The sequence below is a fragment of the Dongia sp. genome, assembly GCF_041918875.1.
In the GTDB taxonomy this organism is placed as follows: Bacteria; Pseudomonadota; Alphaproteobacteria; order Dongiales; family Dongiaceae; genus Dongia.
This window is the reverse complement of record NZ_JAYRUV010000003.1, coordinates 99,330-121,290: the sequence shown is the minus strand read 5'-3', so window position 1 is coordinate 121,290 and position 21,961 is coordinate 99,330. Positions and strand designations below refer to the sequence as shown.

Annotated in this window: 21 protein-coding genes; 11 read left to right on the top strand and 10 right to left on the bottom strand. The window is 63.2% G+C overall.

The window, feature by feature from the left end; genetic code table 11:
- The first annotated feature begins 62 nt into the window (after positions 1-62).
- On the top strand, positions 63-1,226 hold the full coding sequence (locus tag ACE3TY_RS04220) for an acyltransferase family protein (protein ID WP_374651183.1): 1,164 nt from the start codon (positions 63-65) through the stop codon (positions 1,224-1,226).
- Here ACE3TY_RS04220 and ACE3TY_RS04215 read toward each other — a convergent pair.
- The 7 genes from ACE3TY_RS04215 to ACE3TY_RS04185 form a co-directional block, all read right to left on the bottom strand.
- On the bottom strand, positions 1,223-1,774 hold the full coding sequence (locus ACE3TY_RS04215; protein WP_374651181.1) for a chloramphenicol phosphotransferase CPT family protein: 552 nt from the start codon (positions 1,772-1,774) through the stop codon (positions 1,223-1,225). The genes ACE3TY_RS04220 and ACE3TY_RS04215 overlap by 4 nt on opposite strands.
- Positions 1,771-2,478: an ABC transporter ATP-binding protein gene (locus ACE3TY_RS04210; RefSeq protein WP_374651179.1), complete on the bottom strand. Its 708-nt coding sequence runs from the start codon at positions 2,476-2,478 to the stop codon at positions 1,771-1,773. Before ACE3TY_RS04210 ends, ACE3TY_RS04215 begins: the two co-directional genes overlap by 4 nt.
- Complete coding sequence (locus ACE3TY_RS04205; protein WP_374651177.1) at positions 2,478-3,212, bottom strand: ABC transporter ATP-binding protein; 735 nt, start codon at positions 3,210-3,212, stop codon at positions 2,478-2,480. Before ACE3TY_RS04205 ends, ACE3TY_RS04210 begins: the two co-directional genes overlap by 1 nt.
- Positions 3,209-4,174, bottom strand: coding sequence for a branched-chain amino acid ABC transporter permease (locus ACE3TY_RS04200; protein ID WP_374651175.1), 966 nt, complete (start codon positions 4,172-4,174; stop codon positions 3,209-3,211). The genes ACE3TY_RS04205 and ACE3TY_RS04200 overlap by 4 nt, the downstream gene beginning before the upstream one ends.
- Positions 4,171-5,052 carry a branched-chain amino acid ABC transporter permease gene (locus ACE3TY_RS04195; protein WP_374651173.1) on the bottom strand — a complete coding sequence of 294 codons (882 nt, stop codon included), beginning with the start codon at positions 5,050-5,052 and terminating at the stop codon, positions 4,171-4,173. The genes ACE3TY_RS04200 and ACE3TY_RS04195 overlap by 4 nt, the downstream gene beginning before the upstream one ends.
- A 66-nt stretch (positions 5,053-5,118) precedes the next feature.
- On the bottom strand, positions 5,119-6,423 hold the full coding sequence (locus tag ACE3TY_RS04190; protein ID WP_374651171.1) for an ABC transporter substrate-binding protein: 1,305 nt from the start codon (positions 6,421-6,423) through the stop codon (positions 5,119-5,121).
- A 138-nt stretch (positions 6,424-6,561) separates the two neighbouring features.
- Positions 6,562-7,989 (bottom strand): hypothetical protein, encoded by a 1,428-nt coding sequence (locus ACE3TY_RS04185; RefSeq protein ID WP_374651169.1) that lies wholly within the window; start codon positions 7,987-7,989, stop codon positions 6,562-6,564.
- Between the two features lie 238 nt (positions 7,990-8,227).
- Here ACE3TY_RS04185 and ACE3TY_RS04180 point away from each other — a divergent pair, with 238 nt between their 5' ends.
- Genes ACE3TY_RS04180 through ACE3TY_RS04150 form a run of 7 tightly spaced genes read left to right on the top strand, consistent with a single transcriptional unit; the run spans position 8,228 to position 15,833 of the window.
- Positions 8,228-9,085, top strand: coding sequence for a xanthine dehydrogenase family protein subunit M (locus tag ACE3TY_RS04180; RefSeq protein ID WP_374651167.1), 858 nt, complete (start codon positions 8,228-8,230; stop codon positions 9,083-9,085).
- Entirely contained in the window at positions 9,078-11,816 is a 2,739-nt protein-coding gene (locus tag ACE3TY_RS04175) for a molybdopterin-dependent oxidoreductase (protein WP_374651165.1), read from the top strand. Before ACE3TY_RS04180 ends, ACE3TY_RS04175 begins: the two co-directional genes overlap by 8 nt.
- On the top strand, positions 11,813-13,333 hold the full coding sequence (locus ACE3TY_RS04170) for a 6-hydroxynicotinate reductase (RefSeq protein ID WP_374651163.1): 1,521 nt from the start codon (positions 11,813-11,815) through the stop codon (positions 13,331-13,333). Before ACE3TY_RS04175 ends, ACE3TY_RS04170 begins: the two co-directional genes overlap by 4 nt.
- Positions 13,330-14,232, top strand: coding sequence for a UPF0280 family protein (locus ACE3TY_RS04165; RefSeq protein ID WP_374651161.1), 903 nt, complete (start codon positions 13,330-13,332; stop codon positions 14,230-14,232). The genes ACE3TY_RS04170 and ACE3TY_RS04165 overlap by 4 nt, the downstream gene beginning before the upstream one ends.
- Entirely contained in the window at positions 14,219-14,803 is a 585-nt protein-coding gene (locus ACE3TY_RS04160; protein ID WP_374651159.1) for an amino acid synthesis family protein, read from the top strand. The genes ACE3TY_RS04165 and ACE3TY_RS04160 overlap by 14 nt, the downstream gene beginning before the upstream one ends.
- Positions 14,800-15,384: an amino acid synthesis family protein gene (locus ACE3TY_RS04155; protein ID WP_374651158.1), complete on the top strand. Its 585-nt coding sequence runs from the start codon at positions 14,800-14,802 to the stop codon at positions 15,382-15,384. Before ACE3TY_RS04160 ends, ACE3TY_RS04155 begins: the two co-directional genes overlap by 4 nt.
- Positions 15,384-15,833 carry a MarR family winged helix-turn-helix transcriptional regulator gene (locus ACE3TY_RS04150; protein WP_374651157.1) on the top strand — a complete coding sequence of 150 codons (450 nt, stop codon included), beginning with the start codon at positions 15,384-15,386 and terminating at the stop codon, positions 15,831-15,833. Before ACE3TY_RS04155 ends, ACE3TY_RS04150 begins: the two co-directional genes overlap by 1 nt.
- A gap of 140 nt (positions 15,834-15,973) precedes the next feature.
- On the opposite strand, the gene ACE3TY_RS04145 is transcribed toward ACE3TY_RS04150, so the two are convergent.
- Positions 15,974-17,182 (bottom strand): Enamidase, encoded by a 1,209-nt coding sequence (locus ACE3TY_RS04145; protein WP_374651156.1) that lies wholly within the window; start codon positions 17,180-17,182, stop codon positions 15,974-15,976.
- A 161-nt stretch (positions 17,183-17,343) separates the two neighbouring features.
- Here ACE3TY_RS04145 and modA point away from each other — a divergent pair, with 161 nt between their 5' ends.
- The 3 genes from modA to modC are packed head-to-tail and all read left to right on the top strand — an operon-like array spanning position 17,344 to position 19,927.
- Complete coding sequence (gene modA / locus ACE3TY_RS04140) at positions 17,344-18,132, top strand: molybdate ABC transporter substrate-binding protein (RefSeq protein WP_374651154.1); 789 nt, start codon at positions 17,344-17,346, stop codon at positions 18,130-18,132.
- A gap of 5 nt (positions 18,133-18,137) precedes the next feature.
- Positions 18,138-18,833 carry a molybdate ABC transporter permease subunit gene (gene modB / locus ACE3TY_RS04135; protein ID WP_374651152.1) on the top strand — a complete coding sequence of 232 codons (696 nt, stop codon included), beginning with the start codon at positions 18,138-18,140 and terminating at the stop codon, positions 18,831-18,833.
- Positions 18,830-19,927 (top strand): molybdenum ABC transporter ATP-binding protein, encoded by a 1,098-nt coding sequence (gene modC / locus ACE3TY_RS04130; protein ID WP_374651150.1) that lies wholly within the window; start codon positions 18,830-18,832, stop codon positions 19,925-19,927. Before modB ends, modC begins: the two co-directional genes overlap by 4 nt.
- Here modC and ACE3TY_RS04125 read toward each other — a convergent pair.
- The gene (locus ACE3TY_RS04125) at positions 19,924-20,334 is read right to left on the bottom strand and encodes a carboxymuconolactone decarboxylase family protein (protein WP_374651149.1); all 411 of its coding nucleotides are present in this window, start codon (positions 20,332-20,334) and stop codon (positions 19,924-19,926) included. The two genes, modC and ACE3TY_RS04125, sit on opposite strands and share 4 nt — an antisense overlap.
- A gap of 126 nt (positions 20,335-20,460) precedes the next feature.
- The gene (locus tag ACE3TY_RS04120) at positions 20,461-21,960 is read right to left on the bottom strand and encodes a sugar ABC transporter ATP-binding protein (RefSeq protein WP_374651147.1); all 1,500 of its coding nucleotides are present in this window, start codon (positions 21,958-21,960) and stop codon (positions 20,461-20,463) included.
- Position 21,961: the final 1 nt, after the last annotated feature.

The following is a 21,961-nucleotide window of genomic DNA, read 5'->3' as shown; positions in this document are numbered from 1 at the left end:
CTGAAGCGCCACGGCGCGCACCGGCAATCTGCTGGCCGTTCAATCGGTCATTGGAGAGCTTCATGCCTGCCGATCGCATCGCCTGCCTCGATGGATTGCGCGGCCTCGCTGCCCTATGGGTGTTGCTGGGTCACGCGCTGATTCTGACCGGCTGGCGTGTGCCGATCGTTTCGCGGCCGGACCTCGCGGTCGATCTATTCATGATGTTGTCGGGCTTTCTGATGACCTTCCATTATCTGGAGCGCCGCGCCCAAGAGCCGTGGGGCGCGCCTTCCACCTGGCGTGTCTTTTGGGTCCGGCGCTTCTTCCGCATCGCGCCGCTTTACTATCTGCTGCTGGCACTGGCGCTGTTCGCCGGTCCGGGCATCGGTGCCGACCGGGACGCCATTGCCGCAGTCCTGCCGCAGACGGCAACAGCCAGCTCCCGCTATCTCGACCAGAGTTGGGGGAACGTCCTGGCGCATCTCACTTTCGCCTTCGGCTTCCATCCATATTACGGCTTTAACACACCGTTGCCAGACTGGAGCATCGGGCTGGAAATGGCGTTCTACGCCGCCTTCCCCTTTCTGATGGCCGTCGCCGCACGCACGGGATTGCTGCTGATGGCGATTCCTTCCGCCCTCTCCTGCACTTTGCTCTCTCTTCTGTTTCCGGATTTCTTCCGTGCCTTTCAGGAGCCGTCGCTGCTGGCTATCAAGCTGCCGATCTTTCTGGCCGGCATGCTGGTGGCGGCATCCTTGCAAGCGCGGGGACGAGAAAGGCTTGTTCTGTTGGCGGCCGCCCTGGCGCTGTGCCTGCTCCCCGTCCGCGGCAGTGATAATTCGGCCCTTGCCTATGCAATACGGAGCCTGTGCCTGACCGTCATGACCCTACTCATCGACGCCGGCCGCGTGCCGTTCGGGCGCTTTGGCCCGATCGTGCAATGGTTTGCCGCGCGCATGGGGGGAAGGCCGGCAACTTTCCTCGGCGACAGCTCCTATGCTGTCTATCTGTTGCACCTGCTGGCGATGGTCCCCGTCATCGCGCTGGTCCTGGCGGAATTCCCCTCAGCCTCTCCCCGTGTGCATTTCCTGCTGACGGTCGCGATCGTCATCCCGATCGTGTACTTGAGCGCCTGGCTGCTGCACATAACGGTCGAGCGTCCAGGCATTCAACTCGGTCGCCACATCATCGGGCAGATGCGGCGGCATAGGTCGCTGCGCAAGGCACCAGCAGATCTCGCCTAGAGACCGAAACGGTCTCGGATCAGCCGTGCGCAATCCAATGGCGGAAGGTCATCCGTATGGATTTCAAGATCGTAGTTCCTGCCCGCACGCACGCGCGGAAACTGCCACCGCGCCAGGCCGATGAGGCGGTCGCCACGGGCGGCTTCGCGGGCTTCCATCACAGCTAGACTGCAGTGCACACCTACCCAATGCACGGTGTAGGGCGCAAGCAGTCGGCGATATTCCCCCTGCTCGTCGCCCAGCAGGACATCGTCGACGATGAGATCGTTTCCGCAGTCGGCCACAGCCGCAATTGCGTGCCGCATCCCATCCATGAGACGTAGGCCGACAGGGCCGGTCTCGATGGCAATCGACGGCTTGCCTGCCTCGGTTCCGCCGACGAAACGGAAGCCATCCGGATGATTCCAGTATGCTGACGGCAGCATCTCGCAGAACCTGTCCATGGAGAAATGCAGGAAGGGTGTTGCCGTGATTTCCTGAAGCGCCTTGGCGATCGAGCTCTTGCCGGCACTGCCAGCGCCGTTAAGAATGACGATGCGCGCGGTCATCGCCGCACGCCGACGCCGACATAATGATGCAGCAGGGTAGGATCCGCCTTGAGATGCTCCGGCGAGACGATTTCCGCCGACCGGCCATTCTCGATGAAGGCGATGCGGTCGGCGACATGGAGGGCGGATTCGACCCGCTGCTCGACCAGAATAGTGGCGACACCGATTCCCTTGAGCTTGGCGACGATATCCAGGATCTTGGCGATCATGATCGGCATCAGTCCTTCGGTCGGCTCGTCGAGCAGCATAACCTTGGGTTCGACGCAAAGAGCACGGGCGGTCGCCAGCATCTGCTGCTCGCCGCCGCTCAGGGTGCCGGCGCGCTGCGTCAGCCTTTCCTTGAGCAGCGGAAACAGATCCAGCACACGCGCCAGCATATCGGCGCCCCGGTCGCGCGTCATCAGTCCGATCTGAAGATTCTCCGCGACCGTCAGATCGGAAAAGAGACGCCGCCCCTGGGGCGTATAGCCGATCCCGCGCTTGGGTATCTCATGTGCCGGCAATGCAGTCAGATCGACGCCGTCCAGTTCAATCCGGCCGCTCCGCGCCTTGACCAGGCCCATAATGGCCTTCAACGCCGTCGTCTTGCCCGCACCGTTGCGACCCAGCAGGCACAAGACTTCGCCCGGCGCGAGATCGAGCGAAAAATCGCGCAATACCTGCACATGACCATAGAAGCAGTTGATGCGATCCAGCTTCAGCATCACGTTCCCAAATAGGCACGCTGCACGTCGGCATTCGCCATGATCTCGTCCGGCGAGCCTTCTGCCAACAATGTGCCGTTGTTCATGACGGTGATGCGGTGCGCCAGTTCCATGACGACATCCATATTGTGTTCGATGAGCAGGACCGTGGCATCCCGCGCTATTTCCTTCACCAGGGTACAGAAATCGGCGATCTCCTGTCCCGACAATCCCTGCGTCGGCTCGTCGAGAATCAGGAGCTTTGGCTGCAGCGCCAGACCCATCGCCACTTCGAGCAGCCGCTGATGGCCGTATGAGAGTTCGCCTGCCAGTTCATCCGCCCGCGACAGCAGGCCGACGCGGCGCAAGGCGGCCCGTGTCCCGTCGGCGATGGCTGACTGGTCCGGCTGGCGCCACAGGGCACGGTCTTTGCTCAGGCGCCGTTGCACCGCCAGCGCCACATTGTCGAAACAGGTGAGGTTCCGATACACACTGGTGATCTGGAACGTATAGACGATGCCGCGCAGGACGCGCTCCCAGGATTTCAGCGCCGTAATGTCTTCACCATCGAAACTGAGCGTACCGGCACTCGGCTGCACGCGACCGGAGATCATCGAGACGAAGGTCGTCTTGCCGGCACCGTTGGGGCCGATGATGGCGCGGATTTCGCCCCGCTCCAGCGCCAGGCTCACGCCGGCCACGGCTCGGATGCCGCCGAAGCTGCGGGCGAGGCCGGATGTGGCAAGGAGACTCAAGGAAGCCATCCCGCCTTGTGCGCCCGCAAGGTTCCCGCAATCCCCTTCGGGAAGAACAAGACCAGTAGCACCAGGACAGCTCCGACAACGATCATATAGCTGCTGGTATGATCCCGTGCGATTTCGACCAGATAGAACATGAGCAGCGTCCCGATGATGGGGCCGGCCACCGTCCCTACGCCACCCAGCAGAACCCAGAGCAGAGGATAAATGGAATAGGAGATGGCCGCAAAACTGGAGCCGACATAGCCAAAGAAAAGCACATAGGCGGCACCCGCTGCCCCCGACAGAAGACCGGAAAGGCCCAGCGAAAACAGTTTGTAGCGGCGTACGTCATAGCCCAGCATCTTGGTCCGCTCTTCATTCTCGCGGATGGCGACAAGGATGCGCCCGATGGGCGAAAGAACCGTGACCAGCGTCACGAGCAGCGCACCGGCAAAAAGCATCAACGCCAGATTGTAGCGGAGATCCGGGTCGGTGAGATCGATCGTGAGGCCGAGTAGTTGAAATCCACGCGCCGCCTGGGTGAGCGTCAATCCTTCGTCGCCATGTGTGATGTCGTTGAAATAGAGCGTCGCCAGAAAGACCGCCTGTGCGAACATCATGGTGACGATCATGAAGGCGACACCGGTGGTGCGCAAAGCGATGAGGCCGACCGCCACGGCAAGTATCAAGCCGCCGGCGGAGCCCGCCAGGAAGGCCAGGACCGGATGCCATTCCAGGTAATAGACACCCATGCCGGCACCGTAGAGGCCGGCGGCAAAGAACATGGCATGACCGAGGCTGAGGAGGCCCGTATAACCCACCAGCATGTTGTAGCCCATTGCATAGACCGCCAGAACCATGATGCTGACAAAATTGGTATGGTGATAGTCGGGCAGCAGGAACTGGCAGAGAAAGAGCAGCGCCACGATACCTGCATGCAGGATGAGGACGCGCCGGCCGCGCATCGCGGCAGTCATCGCGCCTTGCTCCCGAACAAGCCCTGCGGCCGGAACACCAGGACCAGTGCCACCGCCAAGGTCGCGACGATCTTGGCAAGGGTTGGCGAAAAGAAGACCGAGATGATGCCGTCACTGAGGCCGACGACAAAAGCCGCCAGAATGGTGCCCTTGATGCTGTCGAGGCCGCCGATAATGACGACGATGAAGGAGAGCAGCAACGGATCGAGTCCCATCAGATAATGCGCCTGCTGCAGCGGCACGACCAGCACACCGGCCGCCGCCGCCAGCATCGCGCCCAAGGCGAAAACAACGGCATAGACGCGCTTCACCGGCACCCCGAATGCCTGTGCCGTCTCACCGTCGAACTGAGTGGCTCGCATGATGAGGCCGAACTTCGTGCGCGTGACGCCATACCAGGCGCCCAGCAGCAGCAAGGTTGCGGCACCCACGACAACCAGTTTGTAGCCGGAATAGCCGAACCAGGGGAAGACGACGCGGAAACTGATCGGCGCCACTACCGGGCGCGCATCGGGTCCGTAGATGCTGAGCACGGCCTGCTGCAGGATGTAGAGCAGACCGATCGTGGCGACGATGGTGGCCTCCGGCTGGTAGTTCAACCGCTGCAATACAAACTTGTCGGCAAGGATCGCGATCGCGCCGACGGCAAGTGGGGCGACGGCAAGCGCCATGATGAACCCCCAGAATGGCGCCTCCGGAACCAGCGATGTGACCCACCAGGCAAGGACCGCGCCCAGCATGAAGAATTCGCCATGCGCCACATTGACGATCCGCATGACACCGAAAACCAGCGAAAGGCCAAGGGCAGTCACGGCCAGGACGAAGGCCGAAACGCTTCCTTCCAACAATGCCAGCAACAGATGCGGCCCCAGACTCAAAGGCGGCAAGCTCCGAAAAGAAGGGCGGGAGCGGCACTTAGCCGCTCCCACGCACGGGACAGCACCCTAGAGGGATTGCTTGGTGTAGTCGGTGTCGTTCTCGTACATGCCATCCTCGATGGAGGTCTTGTGCACGACGTTGAGCCTCTGCCCTTCGACCTTCGAAATGAATTGATGGCCGTAGCATTGATGCCGCTTGCCGTCGAAGGTCTTCTCGCCCTGCGGATGCTCGTTGCCGGCGGCAAAGCCGGTCATGGATTCGGTCGCCTCGATGAGGGCCGCCTTGTCGGCCGGCGATTTGTAGCCGCTGGCTTCGATCGCCTGCTTGATGACATATAGCGTCTCCCAGCAGCCAAACATGTGGGAGAAGGTCGAAATATCCTTTGGGTCGGCCGTACTGGCACCGTTGCCGTCCACGCCGACATGCTCGCGGTAGAATTTGTCTTCCGGCGACTGGTTGGCGCCGGCATAGCGCGGGTAGGATTCCCAGAAATAAGTCCCTTCCAGGAATTCAAGGCCGGGGCTGGCAATATCCACGGCTTCCAGCGAATCGATGAAACCGAAAATCTGCGGCCGCTGCGAACCGAAATGCTCGCCCATTTCCTTGACGAAGGTCAGCACGCCGGGCCCGACCATGACGTGATAGATCACCTCCGTCTCGGCGGGGATCTGCGGAAAATACTTGGTGTAGGAAGTCTCGGTTGGCGGGATCGGCAGGAGCGCCGCGATGCTGCCGCCCTGCTTCTCGATGGCTGCGGTGAAGAAGTCGCGGTGGTCGTGGCCGAAGGCATAGTCCGGGAAGATCATGGTGACCTTCTTGCCCAGATTGCCGGCGATCCACGGCGCCATCGAGCTTACCTGCGATCGCACATCGGTGATGCCGGGCTGGAAGACATAGCGATTGAGGGCGCCGGAAGCGACATGGTAGCCCTCGCTAACCACGAAATAGGGCATTTTCAGTTCACCCGCGCGTGGGGCCGAACCGATGACGACGTGGGAGAAGAGTGTGCCGAAGACCAGGTCGACCTTGTGCTGGCTGGCGAACTTCTCGACCACTTCGGCGCCGCGCTTGGGGTCGGTGCCGTCATCCTCGGTCACGATCTCGACCTGCCGCCCGGCAATGCCGCCGGCCGCATTGATCAACTTGACCGCGGCTTGAGTCGTGCGGTCGTACCAGCGGCCATAGGCGGCGCCGATGCCGGTGCTGTGCAATTGGAAACCCAGTTTCAGCGGCTCGGACGTCTGGGCCTGGGCATAGCGCACATAACCCGGCGCGAGGCCGATAGCACTGGCGGCGCCGAGGGTCTTCAGCGCGGAACGTCTTGTAATAAAGCTCTTTTTTCCGCCGAGGCGGGGCGTCTTCTGATTCATCGCACTACTCCCTGTCGAGTGGACGCAGAATCGATCTCTTCGATCTCGTCGCTTGGCTCCGGCCTTATGTCGACCGTTTGCATACAAACGATGTCGGCAACTAGAACACGGCGCCGCGTAAAACTCAATAACCGAGCCTCAGCCGATATTGGGTGCCGCCAGCAGCCAGAGTCCGAAGAGGGTATAGAGTACCATCAGCATGGCGAGCGGCACCTGCCCCGAAGGGTCGCGCCATCCCGTCCCGCCCAATCTTCCGCTCAGCACATGTGCAGCGATGACGGCAACCAGGTGCCCGGCCACGACAGCACCGGCCTGCAGGCTCCAGATGATGCGCACAGAACGATAATCGTTGAGAAAAGAGGCCGTGACGAAATTGGGCGGCAGCGCCAGCGGATTCCAACCGCGATCGAGGGGATCGCCATAGATCTGCACCACATATTGCAGTTCCATCAACAAGATCGTCAGGTAATGCGCGAAATGATAAGCGAGTGCGATTGGAATGATACTGATAATCAGCAGACCGGCGGCGGGATTGCGCGACCAGGCTGGATTGATCCACTTCCCTAAACGAACGGCGCCGAAATAGGCGCCAGCGAGACCAAGCCATATGCCGATCAGGCCCAGGCTGTTGAATTCCAGGACCGCGCTGCGGCCCGGAAATTCCAGCGGATTGATACCCGCCAGGTCGAGCCACCGGAAGGTGCGGCTGAGCCCATCGAAAGAAACGGAACTCAAGGTCATCAGCACGAACAGCGTGCCGCTTGGCGGCAAGGCTGGCAAGCGGAAGAGACGGGCGCCCGGTGGGACCAGGTAGAGCAGGCGCAAGGCCGGTGCCCCAGCGACCGGCCGGGCCTCGAACGGAGAAAGATGCGCCAAAAAGCGCAGAAAGATGCTGAAAGGATCGGCCCGGCGGAGCCACGCATCGGCGCCGAACAGCACCATGCCAGCGAGCGTCACCGCAAGATAGAAGATGACGATCCAGGCAAGCCGCGCTGGATCATCCGGCGCGAGATCGACAAGCTCCAGCCACGAGAAGCAGCCGAAAGCGAAAACGGCCGGCCAGAAACCGAGCCATTCCGGATAAACGAGATAGGGCGCCTCGCGGCCGGCCAAGCGCCGGATCAGCCGGTAAGGCGCTATTACCGGGTTGAGGTAGTGCCACAAATCGCCGAAAACGGCCTGGACGAAGACAAAGCTACCCCACCAGACCGACCAGACCGTCACCGGCAAGGGATTGCCGCGCGGATCGCGGCTACCGAAAAGACCGCTCCAAATCAGCGCCAGGAGAAAGGCAAAGACGACAAAGCTCGCCGCCCCTCTCGGCGGCACCCGGAGGGTGCCAAGCGGAAGCGACGCCTTGCAGAGGCGCTCCAGGCTCGTGCGCGGCCAGAGGAAGATCAGGCAGAAGGACAGCGTGACCGCGAGTGTCCCGCCGAAAAGGTAGTATCCGGTCGGAAGCAGCAGCACCAGGCCGCTCTCGCCGGTATGGGCGAAAGCCGAAAATGCAGCTGACAGCAGGATGGCTGGCGCCAGAAGGGAGGCCCGGACGAAAGGAAATCGGCTCAACTTGGTCTTTCCGTCAAAAAAGCCCGCCATTCTTCGGGGAAATGCCGCGGCCGCGCAACCGATGTCTCCAACCTGCATCGCCCAGCCGATCGCTCTCGGCGAAGCTTCCCGGCGCACTGAAGCCTCTTGACGCTTGCGCCCGACGGCGGGACAATCATTTGCATACAAATGAATTCGCCAACCCGACAAGGGATCTGCCCGCGCCGGGACGAGCCATTTCAGGAGCCCTTGCGCCGCCATGTTTCTGCAGCCGGCATCGCTCTCGGCAGCCATCGACCTGCTCGCCCGGCACGGCGGCATACTGTTGGCCGGCGGCACTGACTATTTCCCCACCTTGGGCCAGTCCGTTGAGGTGCGGCCGATCATCGACATTTCCCGCTTGCCGGAGCTGACTGTCATCACGGCGGAGCCCGAGGACATCCGTATCGGCGCCGGGGTGACGTGGAGCGAGATCGCGGCAGCCCCCCTGCCCAGCGCCTTCGACGGGCTCAAGGCGGCGGCGCGGGAGATCGGCTCCATCCAGATCCAGAATCGCGGCACGATCGGTGGCAACCTCTGCAACGCCTCGCCAGCCGCGGATAGCGTGCCGCCGTTGCTGACGCTGGATGCACGCGTCGAAATCGCATCGTCCGATCGAAAGCGCGAACTGCCGTTGGATGCCTTCATCCGTGGCAACCGTCGAACGGCGCTCGAACCCGGCGAGATCGTTACCGCCGTGCTGATACCGCGTCGCCATGGCGACCTTGCCAGCCATTTCGTCAAGCTCGGTACGCGGCGCTATATGGTCATATCCATCGCCATGATTGCCGTGGCGCTGTGCCGCGCCGCCGATGGCGCCATCGCCGAAGCACGGATTGCCGCCGGCGCCTGCTCTGCCGTGGCACAGCGGCTGACCGAAATCGAAAATACGCTCGTCGGCTGCCGCTCGGTGACGGATATCGCCGCGGCAGTGACGCCGGGCCGATTGGCGCAGCTTGCGCCGATCGACGATGTGCGCGCGACCGCCGCCTATCGGCGCGACGCAGCCGCCACCCTGATTCGCCGTGCGGTGCAGGACTGCTTTGCCAAGACGGGCGGAGTCTTGATCGATGCATGATGGCAGCGCCATTCCCTTCACACTCAACGGCCGCAGGATCGCGGTTGCAGCACCAGCCGAGCGGCGCCTCAGCAATGTTCTGCGCGACGATCTGGGCCTCTATGGAACCAAGGTCGGCTGCGATGCGGGCGATTGCGGCGCCTGCACGGTATTGCTCGACGGCGAGGCGGTCTGCGCTTGCCTGGTGGCCGTGGGTCAGGTCAGCGGCTGTTCCGTCACTACCATAGAAGGCCTGCCAGGTCAGTCGCTCACGGCAGCGAGACTGCAACAATCCTTCCTGCGCCATGGCGCCGCGCAATGCGGCATCTGTACGCCGGGAATGCTGGCCGCCGCCACGGCCCTGCTCGCGGAAAATCCGGCGCCGGATGAAGCTGCGGTGAAAAACGCACTGGGCGGCGTTCTGTGCCGCTGTACCGGCTACCGCAAAATCATCGCCGCGGTGATGGATGTGGACGCGGCGGCGGTAACCTGGCCGAAAGCCGGCGAAGCCGTTGGCGCCCGTATCGGCCGCCTGGACGGCGACCGCAAGATCTCCGGTACCGATCTGTTCGGTGCCGATCGGCACGAAGCGGAGGCGCTGCTCTTGCGGGCTGTTCGTGCACCCTGTCACCACGCGCGCTTCACATTCGGTGATCTAGCTGCCTACCGGCGGGCACATCCGGGCATTCAGCGCATCTTCACCGCGGCCGACATACCGGGATCGAACTGCTACGGCGTCATCGGTCCTTTCGCCGACCAGCCAGTCTTTGCCGTTGCCAGGACACGCTTCAAAGGCGAAGCCGTTGCCGCCATCGTCGGCGATGCCAGAACGGTTGAAGCGCTCGATCTCAGCCAGTTCCCGATAACATGGGAGGAACTGCCCGCAGCTCTCACCCTCGACGCCGCATTGGCGCAAGATGCGCCGCTGCTACATGAAGCCCGCGCCGGCAACATCCTGATTCGTGGGCGCGTCAAACGTGGCGACGCCGAGGCGGGTCTGGCCGACGCGGACGCCATCGTCGAGGGTACCTTCGAGACCGGCTTCGTCGAACATGCCTATATCGAACCCGAGGCTGGCATCGCCCGGCGCGTGGGCGACCGCATCGAGGTGCAGGCCTGCACGCAGGCGCCTTATATGGACCGCGACGATGTCGCCAAGATTCTGGGGATCGCACCGGAAGCGGTACGGATCATCCCGACGGCGGTGGGCGGCGGTTTCGGCTCCAAGCTCGATCTCTCCGTGCAGCCCTTCATCGCGGTGGCGGCCTGGCATCTCAAACAGCCAGTGCGCATGGTCTATTCGCGGCCGGAATCCATCGCCACCACCACCAAGCGCCATCCGGGGCACATGCATATGCGGGTCGGTGCGAAGAAGGATGGCAGCCTTGTGGCGATCGACTTTACCGGCGATTTCAACACCGGCGCCTATGCCTCCTGGGGACCGACCGTCGCCAACCGCGTGCCCGTTCATGCCTCCGGCCCCTATTTCGTGCCGAACTATCGGGCCTTGACGCGCGCGGTGCACACGCATGCGGTGCCGGCCGGTGCTTTCCGCGGCTTCGGCGTGCCGCAAGCGACGATCGCGCAGGAACAACTCTATGACATGCTGGCCGAGAAGTTGGGCATCGACAAACTCGATTTCCGCCTCAAGAACGCGCTGAGGCCTGACCAGCCGACCGTCACCGGCCAGATACTCGGCCCCGGCACCGGCATTCGCGCCTGTTTCGAAAGCCTGCAGCCGCATTGGCAACGTGCGCGCGCCGAAGCCAAGGCCGCCAACGAAGCGTCGACGCATATCCGCCGCGGCGTCGGCGTGGCCGGTATGTGGTACGGTTGCGGCAACACCTCGCTCCCCAACCCCTCGACGATCCGCTTGGGGCTGAAGCCAGACGGCCGCCTCGCCCTGCATCAGGGCGCCGTCGATATCGGCCAAGGCTCGAACACCGTCATCACGCAGCTTTGCGCCGATGCGCTGGGCGCGCCGCTGGGGAACTTCGATCTCATTGCCGCCGACACCGACCTCACCCCCGATTGCGGCAAGACCTCGGCCTCACGCCAGACCTTTGTCACGGGGAAGGCGGCGCAGCTCGCCGGCGAAGCTCTGCGCCGGCAGATCCTGCGTCTCGCCAATGCCGGCGCCGAGGCAGCATTGCGCTTCGGCCAGGGCCGCATCGTCGTTGAGGATGGTCCCATCGCCCATCCTATCGACCTTACCGCCCTGCCCTGCGATGCACGCGGCTATGTGCTGGCGGCCGAGGAGACTTTCGACCCCCCGACCAGCCCGCTCGATGCCGACGGCCAGGGCGTGCCCTATGCCGTCTATGGCTTTGGCGCGCATCTGGTGGAGCTTGCAATCGACACCGAGCTCGGCACGGTCGAACTCCTCAAGATCACGGCGGCGCACGATGTCGGCCGCGCCGTCAACCCGACCCTGGTCGAGGGCCAGATCGAAGGTGGCATCGCACAAGGTATCGGTCTCGCTTTGATGGAAGAGTTCCATCCCGGCAAGGGCGAGAATCTGCACGACTACCTCGTCCCCACCATCGGCGATGTGCCGCCGGTGGAATCGATCCTCATCGAGGACGCGTCGCCGGTCGGCCCCTTCGGCGCCAAGGGCATCGGCGAACAGGCGCTTATCCCGACGGCGCCCGCCATCCTCAATGCCATCGCCGATGCGACCGGCGTGCGGCTCCATCGCATCCCGGCAACGCCAGACCGGATACTGGCAGCCATCAAGGAGGCGCGCCGATGAGGGACGACACAGTGACGGAAGGCTCCGCCGGCGATGTGGGCCCCAAGGTAGTTGACGGCAAGATCCGCTGCGACGCCTGCCCCGTGCTCTGCTACATCCGTGACGGCCAGACTGGCGCCTGCGACCGCTACGCCAATCGCGGTGGCGAACTCATCCGCGTCGATCCGCATATCCTGCTGAGCCAGGCGCTCTCCGAAGGCCAGGCCGTGGTGCCGTTCGGCGGGCAGATGGCCGAATGGGACGGCGATATCCTGCATGCCGGCGGGACCTTCGTCACCGCCGTCGGCGCCGGCACGACCTATCCGGACTACAAGCCGGCCCCCTTCATCGTCGCCGCCGATGTTGACGGCGTCGACATGGTCACCGTGGTGACAGAAGGCATTTTCAGTTATTGCGGCGTAAAGGTCAAAATCGACACCGACCGCTTCCTGGGTCCCGAGCAAGCCAACGTGCGTGCGCAAGGCGAGGCCGTGGGCCACGTCACCACGGGTGAATATGGCTCGCAGATGCTCTCGCTTGGCGGCGTGCATCATTTGACCGGCGGCTCGAAGAAAGAGGGCCGCGTCACGTGCGACACGCTGCTGGCTCTTTGCAACAGGGAGCCGGTCGAACTGACCATCGATGGTGGCGCCAGCGTCGTCATCGCGGCCGGAAGAGCACCGATCGTCAACGGCGTGCCCGAGGAGCGCATGCGCGTGGGCTGCGGCTCCGCCACCATCGGCATGTTCGCCAAGCAATGGCAAGGCAAGGTCGACGAGGTGGTCGTGGTCGACGATCATATCACCGGCATTCTGTCCGAGCATCAGGCCGGCAAGCTGCTGGGCATTCCCGATACCGGCATAAAGATGCGGGGGCGGAAATCGACGCCGGGCCGCTATTTCCAAGTGGCCGAGCCCGGCACCGGCTGGGGTGGCACCGATATCTCCGACCCGCTCTCTATCCTGCTGCCCTTCGATCCCAAGGTCGCGCGGCCCGGCCTTACCATGTTGATGGTGAGCACGACCGGGGAGCATGCCGCCTACTACGTTCTTGACGACGACCTCAAGCCGGTCGAACGGGACCTCCCAAAACCACTGCTGGATTCGGTAGCGCGCATCAGGGAGAATTGCGAGCCGGCCCTTTCCACCGTGCTGTTCATGGGCGGCGCCGGTGGGTCGTTGCGCGCCGGCGTCACGGAGAACCCCGTGCGCCTGACGCAGTCGGTCAAGCGTGCGCTCACCAATGTGACCTGCGGCGGCGCGCCCGCCTATATCTGGCCGGGTGGTGGCATCACGCTGATGGTTGACGTCACCCTGCTGCCGCAAAATGCTTTCGGCTATGTACCGACGCCGGCTCTGGTGGCGCCGATCGAATTCACCCTGCGCCTCGACGAATATGCGGCGCTCGGCGGTCATATGGAGCATGTGCGGCACCTCTCCGATCTCGCGGCCGATGGGCTCAAGCGGCATAGGGTGAGCCGGCACAGGGAGGCACCCTGGCCCCTCACCTTCCACAGTCGCTCGGACAAGGCATCATGAGTGCCAGGCAGCAGGCGAAGTTTCTGCCCGACGGGCGCCGCCTGCATTTGCAGGACGGCCCCATCGATCTCGTCATTCAAGCCGACGGTGCGCCGGCCGCGATCGATATTGCCTACGATGCAGCATGCGAACGTTTTGCGACCCTGCTCGATGAGCTCTGCGCGGAGCTTCCGCAGCTGCGCCAGCGCCTCACCAAGGACAGCGTTCTGCCACAAGGTCCCGTCGCGGCCCGCATGGCCGAGGCGGCGCAGCCCTATGCCGCCAAGCACTTCATTACGCCGATGGTAGCTGTGGCAGGTGCCGGGGCCGAGGCCATCCTCAACGCCATGGTGGGCGCCGCCCCATTGTCGCGCGCCTATGTCAATAATGGCGGCGATATCGCGCTGCATCTGGATGATGGCGCCACCTTCGAGATCGGCATGGTCGACCGGCCGGACCAGCCCCGCCTCTTCGGCAAGCTGGCGATCAAGAGCGGCGACAAGATTCGCGGAATCGCCACCAGCGGCCGCCATGGCCGCAGCTTTTCGTTGGGCATCGCGGACGCCGTGACGGTTCTCGCCACCAACGCCCCCGGCGCCGATGCCGCCGCCACGATGATCGCCAATGCCGTCGACCTGCCCAATCATCCAGGCATCATTCGCGTGCCGGCGGATTCCCTGCAGCCCGACAGCGATCTGGGGCGGCACCTCGTCACCCGCGCGGTCGGCACCTTGACCAGAACCGAGATCGCGCGCGCCCTTGCCCGTGGCGTGCGCTTTGCCGATAGCCTTCTGGCCGGCGGCCAAATTCATGCCGCCGCCTTGCATCTTTCCGGCCAGACCAGACTGGTTCACGCCTCACCCGGCCTGATGACGACCATCGGCCAAGCCAAGGAAGCCTTCACCCATGCCGCAAGTTGAGATCCGCAAGCGCCTGATCTCCGTCGAGGAGATCTTTCACGAAGGCGGCCCCCGCGCCACCGTCCCGCTGAAGCGCGTCTCGGCCATCGCCGTGATCCGCAATCCCTTCGCCGGTCGCTACGTCGAGGATATAGCCGGCTTCATGGACGATCTGAAGCCGCTGGGCCTCGGCCTGGCGCGCGACATGGTGACGGCTTTGGGTGGAAATCCGAAGATCGTCGAAGGTTACGGTAAGGGCGCCATCGCCGGTTCGAACGGCGAGGCGGAGCACGCTGCCCTGTGGCACGTGCCCGGCGGCTATGCCATGCGCGAAGTGCTGGGGGACACAATGGCCATCGTCGCTTCGACGAAAAAGGTAGGCGGGCCGGGCACGCGGCTCGATGTACCGGTGACGCATATCAATGCGTCCTATGTGCGCAGCCATTTCGACGCTATGGAAGTGGGCCTCAATGACGCGCCGCGCGCCGATGAATTGCTGGTGGCCCTGGTCATGACGACAGGCCCTCGCATCCATGCCCGCGTCGGCGGCCTGAAAGCCAGCGAGATCAAGGGAGAGGATGGACTGAGATGAAAGCCGAAATCCGGAAGATCGTCACCTTCGTCGAGGAAACGCACCGCGAGATGGAGAAGGGCATCAATCCACCAACGCGTCGCGCCGCCGCCGTCGCCGTCATCGCCAATCCCTTTGCCGGCAAATATGTCGAGGATCTGACGCCGCTCATGGATATCGGCGAGGAGCTTGGCGCATTGCTGGCCGAAAGGGCCGTGGCCGCCCTCGGCATCGAAGGGGCGAAAGCCGAGAGCTATGGCAAGGCCGCTGCCGTCGGCGAGAATGGCGAGCTTGAACATGCTGCCGCCATCCTGCACCCCAAGCTCGGCACGCCCGTGCGCAAGGTGCTGGGCAAAGGTGCTGCCCTCATCCCCTCCTCCAAGAAGCGCGGCGGGCCTGGCGTGGTCCTCGACATTCCACTGGGCCACAAGGACGCCGCTTATGTGCGCAGCCATTTCGACGGCATGGAAGTGCGCGTCAACGATGCGCCCCGCGCCAATGAAATCATGGTGGCCGTGGCCGTCACCGACAGCGGAAGGCCACTGCCGCGCGTCGGCGGTCTCACCAAGGATCAGATCAAGGGCGAGGACGGTTTGCGCTGATGGCAAATCAACCCCGCCCGAAATCGCCCGAGACGGATGGCAATTACGCGCTGGACGATCAGATCGGTTTTGTCCTCCGCAAGGTCAGCCAGCGTCACACCGCGATCTTCGCCACTGCCTTCGGCAATGATCTGACCGCTCCGCAATGGGCGACCTTGGCCAAGCTCTATGAGACCGGCCCGACCTCGCAGAACCAATTGGGCCGCCTGGTGGCGCTCGATGCGGCGACGATCAAAGGTGTGGTCGACCGGTTGGGCACCAGGGGCTATATCGAGACCAGCCCCGACCCCGACGACGCCCGCCGCGTCCGCGTGGCTTTGACTGAAACCGGTCGCAAGGAAGCCGAACGCGGCTTCCCCATCGCCGCCGCGATTACCGAAGAAACGATGAGTCCACTCGATGCCACACAACGCGCGCAACTGATCGCGCTATTGAAGGCGCTGAGTTAGCGGCGGCCCCCACCCCGGCCCTCCCCCTGAAGGGAGAGGGAGGTGTAACGAGATCGTTCGCTTAATCTCGACGCAAAAGCCCTCTCCCTTCAGGGGGAGGGTTGGGTGGGGGCTTTGGCGAAGAGTATCGCCACAGAGATTCACCCCAGTTTCCCCTTCACCAGATCCGGGATCCTCGTCGCCGGCGGCGTGTTGCGGCTTCTTTGGATGCGCGGGATGCCGTCGATGATGACCATGCCGACGCCGGGCAGGTCGCCGAGGCGCACGGATTCAAGCAGATCCTTGCCCGCGGAATGCTGCGCCTTGTCGAGGAAGACGAAGTCGGCGGCCATGCCCTTCTCGATCAGGCCGGTATCGAGCTTCCTCATGCGCGTGGTGTTGCCGGTGGCAAAGCAGAAGGCGATCTCGGCCGGGATGTCGCCCAGCGACGAGAGCATCGAGACCATGCGCAGAATGCCGAGCGGCTGCACGCCGGAACCGGCCGGTGCGTCGGTGCCGAGGATGACGCGTTCCAACTGGCCCATCTCCTTAGCCGTGCGCAACGTGTAGAGCGCCGCGCGTTCGTTGCCGTTATGGACGATCTCCAGCCCGCGCTTGCAGCCCTCGCAGATGCAACGAATCTGACTGTCGGGAAGTGCCGTATGCCCACCATTGATATGGCCGACCACATCGGCATCGACCTCCAGCACCACATCCTTGTCGATGAGGCCGGAACCAGGGATCGACGGTCCGCCGGTATGGATGGTCGACTGGATGCCATATTTCCGCGCCCATTCCACTATCTTGCGGCCGGTGATGCCATCCTTGACACCGCCGAGGCCGATCTCGCCCAAGAGCTTCACGCCGGCAGCGGCCAGATCCTCGAAATCCTCCTCATTCATGCCGGGCTCGATGATGGGGGCCCCACCATGGACCTTGACCCCGCCGGGTCGGAAGGTAGCGAAGGCGCGCTGGTGAAAGATCGCCATGGCCTTCAAACCGACGATGTCCTTGGGCCTGCCCGGCATATGCACTTCGCCGGCCGAGATCATGGTGGTGACGCCGCCATGGAGCGAGGAATCGATCCAGCCGATCTGGTTCTGCCGTGGCGTCCAATCGCCCGCGACCGGATGCACATGGCTGTCGATGAGGCCGGGCGCCAGGGCAGTTCCCTGCGCATCGACGATTGTGTCGGCCCCTTCCAGATGGAGGTCCTTCTCGCGGCCGATGGCGCTGATCTTGCCGTTTTCGACCAGCACCGCATCGCCGGCCAGGATCGGGTTGCCGATATCGCCGCTCAGGATCAGGCCGATATTGCGGATCGCCAGTCTGGTGGGACCTGAAGCCGCAGCCGGTGCGTCATGCGCCATCGCCAATTCCTCTCAAGCCTTTTGAAACAAATGACTTATCGGCATCGATCTTAGGGCAATGCGGCGTTCAAAGTCACGTGAAAGCCTGCCAGATCGGCTTTGACGGAAGGTGTAAATTCGATATATACCGCTGACTACAACGAAACCTCGGGGAGCCATCCATGATCGCCTTGCTCACGCGCCGCTCGCTTCTGGCGGCAGCCCTCGCCATCTCAACCTTCGGCGCCACGCCGCATTCCGCCGTGGCCGAAGACGGGAAGATCATCGTCTTCGCCGCCGCCAGCCTGAAAGGCCCGCTGGACGATGCCGCCGCTGCCTTCAAGGCGGAAAAAGGTGGCGACATCGCCATCTCCTATGCCGGCAGTTCGGCACTGGCCAAGCAGATTGAAGGTGGCGCGCCGGCCGATCTCTTCATCTCGGCCGACCTCGACTGGATGGATCATGTCGAGATGGCCAAGCTGGTGAAGGATGGCACGCGCAGCAACTGGCTCGGCAATACCCTCGTGCTGGTGGCCCCGGCTGACAGTGCCGCGACACTCAAGATAGCGGCGGATTTCAACCTCGCCGGCGCCATCGGCGATGGCAAGCTCGCCATGGCCGATGTGAAGGCCGTTCCCGCCGGCAAATATGGCAGGGCCGCGCTGGAAAAGCTCGGTGTGTGGGCCAGCGTCGAGGCCAAGGTCGCCCAGGCCGAAAATGTCCGCACCGCGCTCGCCCTGGTTGCCACTGGCGAAGCACCCTTCGGCATCGTCTACCAGACCGACGCCACCGCCGAGCCCAAGGTGAAAGTGATCGACACTTTCCCGGAGGACTCGCACAAGCCGATCGTCTATCCTATCGCCCAATTGACCGGTTCGACGGCGCCACTTTCTGCCGACTTCCTGAGCTTTCTGAAGTCGCCGGCAGCGACCGCGCTATTCGAAAAGGCGGGCTTCCAGATCCTGAAGTAGGTTTCGTGCTGTCATTCACCCCGGAAGAACTCGTTGCGATCCATCTCAGCCTGAAGATCGCCCTCTGGGCCACGGCGGCGAGCCTGCCACCTGGCCTGCTGGTGGCCTGGGCTTTGGCGCGCCGGAACTTCTGGGGGAAGACGCTGCTCAACGGCCTCGTCCATCTGCCGCTCATCCTGCCGCCGGTCGTGACCGGCTATCTGCTGCTGCTCCTCTTCGGCCGCAAAGGGCCGATCGGGGAAATTCTCGACCAATGGTTCGGCATCGTCCTCGCCTTCCGCTGGACGGGTGCGGCGCTGGCCGCCGGCATCATGGGCTTCCCGCTGCTGGTGCGCGCCATCCGCCTCTCCATCGAGCTGGTCGACCAGAGGCTTGAAGCAGCGGCGACGACGCTGGGCGCCTCGCCCATCTGGGTCTTCTGCACCATCACCCTGCCCTTGGCGCTCCCCGGTGTGATCGCTGGCGCCATCCTTTCCTTCGGCAAGGCCCTGGGCGAATTCGGTGCCACCATCACCTTCGTCTCCAATATACCGGGCGAAACGCAGACGATCCCCACCGCCATCTACACCTACACCAACGTGCCGGGCGGAGAGACCGCCGCCATGCGCTTGGTCGTGATCTCCATCGCCATTTCCATGGGCGCCCTCATCCTCTCCGAATTGCTGGCGCGCCGCATCGCCGGGAAAGTGGTGGGCGCATGAGCGTCGAAATCAGCCTCAAGCACCGCATCGGCGCCTTCGACCTTACCGCCGAATTCGTGAGCGGCGCCGGCATCACCGCGCTCTTCGGCCGCTCCGGTTCAGGCAAGACGACTTTGGTCAATCTGATGGCAGGCCTGATGCGGCCGGATTCGGGCCGCATCAAGATCGGGTCGCGGGTACTGTTCGACAGCGCGGCTGGAATCGACCTGCCCGCTCATCGGCGGCGCATCGGCTATGTCTTTCAGGAGGCGCGCCTTTTCCCGCATCTCACCGTGAAGCAGAACCTGCTTTATGGCGCCTGGTTCGCCAAGGCGCGCGGGAAGGCGGATTTCAATCATGTAGTGTCGATGCTGGGCATCGGCGCCCTGCTGGCGCGCCGGCCGCTCAATCTTTCCGGTGGCGAGAAGCAGCGCGTCGCCATCGGCCGCGCCCTCCTCTCCAATCCCGACATCCTGCTGATGGACGAGCCCCTGGCTTCGCTCGACGACGATCGCAAGGGCGAGATCCTGCCCTATCTCGAACGGCTGCGCGACGATGCCTCGATCCCGATCATCTATGTGACCCATGCCGTCTCCGAGATAGCGCGCCTAGCGGCCTCGGTCGTGCTGCTATCAGACGGGAAGTCGATTGCCAGCGGACCGGCGGCGGATATTCTGGGCCGCCTCGACCTCCTGCCCTTTACCTCGCAGGACGAAAGCGGCGCCGGATCGCTCATCGATGCGACGGTGGCACGCCATGAAATCGAGGACCAGCTCAGCGTCCTCGCCTCACCGCTCGGCGAGTTGCGCATTCCAGCGCTGGGGGCTCCCATCGGCACGGCGCTGCGCATCCAGATCAAGGCGCGCGACGTGATGCTGAGCCTCACCCGCCCCACCGATATCAGCGCCCTCAACATCGTTCCCTGCCGCATCGTCGAGCTGCGCGAGGATGAGAGCGGCATGGTGAATGTAGGTCTCGACCATGACGGCGCCCATTTCCTGGCACGCGTGACGCCCAAGTCCGTGCGGCATCTGGATCTGGTCCCGGGCAAGAATGTCTATGCGGTGATCAAATCGGTCGCCTTCGATCGCCGCCATGTGGGCGCTTGGGGTTAAGATTTGACCTCGAATTCCGGGTCGAGCGGGATCTGCATGGCCGTCACCAGATGATTGGTCTGGGCGGCCAAGCTGATGATCGCCATCAATTCGGTATGCTGCTCGTCCGTCATACCCTTGGCGCGGGCTGCGGCGGTGTGCGAATGGACGCAATATGAGCAGCTGTTGGCAGTCGAGACGGCGATGTAGATCATCTCCTTCGTCAAGGGATCGATCGAGCTCGGCGTCGCCATTACCGCCTTGATCTGCACCCAGATCCGCTTGAGGAGATCAGGGCTTCCAGCCAGGCCGCGCCAGATATTGTTGATGAAATCCGATTTCCGCGTGGCACGGATATCGTCATAGACTTCCTTCACGGCCGGGTTCTTTTCGGCCTCGGCAATGGTTGGCAGCTTTACGGTTGCCATATCAACACCTCACTTCTCAACTTTCCCAAATTACTACGTCATGCCCGGGCTTGACCCGGGCATCCAGTCTATCCACGCGGCACTGGATCCCCGGGTCTTCACCCGGGGATGACGAAACGGAAGTGCTCAGTGCACGGCCGCATACATGATCTTCTCCTCCGTCGCATCGATCGGCGAGAATTCCTCGACGATGCGGCCCTGGCGGCAGACCAGGATGCGGTCGGAAAGATTCATGATTTCCGGCAGATAGGATGAGATCACCACCACGGCGAGTCCTTGATCGGCCAGGTGGTTGATCAGTTGGTGAATCTCGGCAATGGCGCCCACATCGACGCCGCGCGTGGGTTCGTCGAAGATGATGATGCGAGGGCTTTGCACCAGCCCCTTGCCGATCACGACTTTTTGCTGGTTGCCACCGGAAAGCTCCACCACGCGGGCATTGTCGTTGATGGCCTTGATGTTGAGTGTCCCCTTCCATTCCGCCGCCAGCTCCTGCATCTCGCGCAAGCTGACATAGCGGTGCTTCTCGCGTCCGGATGCCAATAGTCCCGAGAATAGATTTTCGGCGATCGACATAGTCTCGAAGAAGCCTTCGCTCTTGCGGTCCTCCGTCACATAGACGATGCCGTCCTTGACCGCTTCGCGCGGCACGACATAGCGCACCGGCTGGCCGTCCAGCTGCACCTCGCCGCCGCGCAGGAAATTGCGCTTGTAGATGCCAGCAACGATCTTGAAGGTCTCCGTGCGGCCCGATCCGATGAGCCCGAAAACGCCCGAAATCTGCCCTTCAAAGACCGAAAAGGAGTTATTCCGGACCACGGCGCCCATGGAAATATCCTCGACCGACAGCACCTTGGCGCCTGCCTTCCGCAGCGTCGCCGCCTCGCGCTGCTTGCCATAAAGCTCGTCCGACAGCGCACGGCCGACCATGGCGCGGACGATCTTTTCGCGGTCGAAATCCTTGGCATTGCCGGTGATGACATGCTCGCCATCGCGCATGATGGTGATGCGGTCGGCATGAGCGAGGGCCTCCTCCAGCGCGTGGCTGATGAAGACGATGGAGACGCCGCGGGCTTTAAGCCGTTGCATCAGCGCGAAGAAATGGCGCTTTTCTTCTGGCGTCAATGTGGCGGTGGGCTCGTCGAAGATGATCACTTCCGCCTTGTGATGGACGGCGCGGGCGATTTCGACCATCTGCCTTTTGGCGGCGCCCAGCGTCTCCACCACCGCCATCGGATCGACCGGGAAGTTCAGCGATTGCAGGAATTGCTGGGCGGAAATGTAGATGCCGCGCAAGCGGTTGAGGAACTTCTCCTCGCCAAGATAGAGATTCTGCGCGACGGTCATCGAGGGCACCAGGCTGGTTTCCTGGAAAACCATGGCGATGCCGTCCTGCAACGCCTCGTTGGGCGAGGCGAATTTCACCTGCCGTCCATGGTAGCGCATCTCGCCGCTGGTAGCCTCGACGACACCCGCCATGACCTTGGTGAGGGTCGATTTACCCGCCCCGTTTTCACCCAAAAGGGCATGAATCTCGCCCCGAAAGAGGTCGAAATCGATCTCCTTCACGGCCGGAACGCCGCGATAGGCCTTGGTGATCTGTCGCATTTCAATGATCGGGTCCATG

Bases quoted from the DNA above. Each gene is read 5' to 3' on its own strand.
- ACE3TY_RS04150 (WP_374651157.1), top strand. From the start codon at position 15,384: ATGGCAAATCAACCCCGCCCGAAATCGCCCGAGACGGATGGCAATTAC.
- ACE3TY_RS04160 (WP_374651159.1), top strand. From the start codon at position 14,219: ATGCCGCAAGTTGAGATCCGCAAGCGCCTGATCTCCGTCGAGGAGATC.
- ACE3TY_RS04215 (WP_374651181.1), bottom strand. From the start codon at position 1,774: ATGACCGCGCGCATCGTCATTCTTAACGGCGCTGGCAGTGCCGGCAAG.
- ACE3TY_RS04155 (WP_374651158.1), top strand. From the start codon at position 14,800: ATGAAAGCCGAAATCCGGAAGATCGTCACCTTCGTCGAGGAAACGCAC.
- ACE3TY_RS04200 (WP_374651175.1), bottom strand. From the start codon at position 4,174: ATGACTGCCGCGATGCGCGGCCGGCGCGTCCTCATCCTGCATGCAGGT.
- modA (WP_374651154.1), top strand. From the start codon at position 17,344: ATGATCGCCTTGCTCACGCGCCGCTCGCTTCTGGCGGCAGCCCTCGCC.
- ACE3TY_RS04165 (WP_374651161.1), top strand. From the start codon at position 13,330: ATGAGTGCCAGGCAGCAGGCGAAGTTTCTGCCCGACGGGCGCCGCCTG.
- modC (WP_374651150.1), top strand. From the start codon at position 18,830: ATGAGCGTCGAAATCAGCCTCAAGCACCGCATCGGCGCCTTCGACCTT.
- ACE3TY_RS04220 (WP_374651183.1), top strand. From the start codon at position 63: ATGCCTGCCGATCGCATCGCCTGCCTCGATGGATTGCGCGGCCTCGCT.
- ACE3TY_RS04145 (WP_374651156.1), bottom strand. From the start codon at position 17,182: ATGGCGCATGACGCACCGGCTGCGGCTTCAGGTCCCACCAGACTGGCG.
- ACE3TY_RS04180 (WP_374651167.1), top strand. From the start codon at position 8,228: ATGTTTCTGCAGCCGGCATCGCTCTCGGCAGCCATCGACCTGCTCGCC.
- ACE3TY_RS04125 (WP_374651149.1), bottom strand. From the start codon at position 20,334: ATGGCAACCGTAAAGCTGCCAACCATTGCCGAGGCCGAAAAGAACCCG.
- ACE3TY_RS04170 (WP_374651163.1), top strand. From the start codon at position 11,813: ATGAGGGACGACACAGTGACGGAAGGCTCCGCCGGCGATGTGGGCCCC.
- ACE3TY_RS04210 (WP_374651179.1), bottom strand. From the start codon at position 2,478: ATGCTGAAGCTGGATCGCATCAACTGCTTCTATGGTCATGTGCAGGTA.
- ACE3TY_RS04175 (WP_374651165.1), top strand. From the start codon at position 9,078: ATGCATGATGGCAGCGCCATTCCCTTCACACTCAACGGCCGCAGGATC.
- ACE3TY_RS04190 (WP_374651171.1), bottom strand. From the start codon at position 6,423: ATGAATCAGAAGACGCCCCGCCTCGGCGGAAAAAAGAGCTTTATTACA.
- ACE3TY_RS04120 (WP_374651147.1), bottom strand. From the start codon at position 21,960: ATGGACCCGATCATTGAAATGCGACAGATCACCAAGGCCTATCGCGGC.